This window comes from Arthrobacter sp. SPT-J7, from assembly GCF_059089965.1.
Genome location: NZ_JBNHFF010000460.1, coordinates 1 through 1,180, shown reverse-complemented (window position 1 = coordinate 1,180; position 1,180 = coordinate 1). Strand labels below are relative to the sequence as shown.

Sequence of the window (1,180 nt, the reverse complement as noted above, 5' to 3'; positions counted from 1 at the left end):
GTGTTCAGGCGCACTTCGATGTTCGGGTGCTCGGCCATCTTTTCAATCCACGCCGTGTAGCCGTTCGTCGGCAGGCCCTCGTACTTGTCGTTGAAGTACCGGTTGTCATAGTTGTAGCGCACCGGGAGCCGGGAGATGATGCCCGCGGGCAGGTCCTTCGGATCCGTCTGCCACTGCTTGCCCGTGTAGTGCTTGATAAAGGCCTCGTACAGCGGGCGCCCAATCAATTGGATGCCCTTGTCATTGAGGTTCTGCGGGTCTGTTCCGGCAAGCTCGCCGGCCTGTTCCTGGATGAGGTCGCGGGCCTGGCCTGGCGTGAGGTTGGCGCGGAAAAACTGGTTGATGGTGGCCAGATTGATCGGCAGGGAGTAGACCTCGCCCTTGTGCACGCCGTATACCTTGTGAACGTAGTCCGTAAAGGTGGTGAACCGGTTGACGTACTCCCACACACGCTCGTTGGACGTGTGGAACAAGTGGGCACCATAGCGATGCACCTCGATACCTGTCTGTTCTTCCTTTTCGCTGTAGGCATTGCCGCCGATGTGGTGGCGGCGGTCGAGGACAACGACCTTCAAGCCGAGCTCAGTGGCGGCCTGTTCTGCGATTGTCAGGCCAAAAAAGCCGGACCCTACGATGACGAGGTCAGCGGTCACAAAATCTCCTGGTTCGAATGCGGGCAGCGCAATGGTGCGCATTGTCTGCTGCTCTAGCCTACCCGAGGCATCGCGGCACCCGTCGAATCAAGCGCCGCCGCAACCCGCATGAAGGTGCGGCTCCCGCCTCAAGCAACGCCCCTTCGTGTCCCCGGTAGCGGGCCCCACTTGGCGGCACAACCCACTCATCGCCCTCCTTGTTTTCAGCGGGTGGCCGGCCCCGCCAACCAGCCGATGCCCCGTGCCGGGACGCCAGCCACAAGTGCGAAGACGGGCATGTCCTTCGTGGCGACAGCTCCGGCAGCAACCGTCGCCCACGCTCCAATCGCCACCAGGGCAATGCAAACCGCACGGGTACCCGCAGCGCCCTGGCGGATAGTTACATCAACTTTGTCCCAGCCGTCCCCAACGTGGCCCCGCACACCTGTAACCTCGCGGACCTGTGGCAAATGCCACACTTCTGTCCCAGCACCCATACCCCATTCCGCAGAAACATCTGCGCCGGCAGCAACGCTGCTCACACAGTC

At 61.9% G+C, this 1,180-nt stretch carries 2 protein-coding genes; both read right to left on the bottom strand.

Features of this window, described 5'->3' with window-relative positions; genetic code table 11:
- A partial coding sequence (locus AC5RWX_RS33580) for an FAD-dependent oxidoreductase (RefSeq protein ID WP_494100472.1) occupies positions 1–653 on the bottom strand: 653 nt, incomplete at its 3' end.
- 203 nt (positions 654–856) lie between these two features.
- A partial coding sequence (locus AC5RWX_RS33575) for an LbetaH domain-containing protein (protein ID WP_494100471.1) occupies positions 857–1,180 on the bottom strand: 324 nt, incomplete at its 5' end.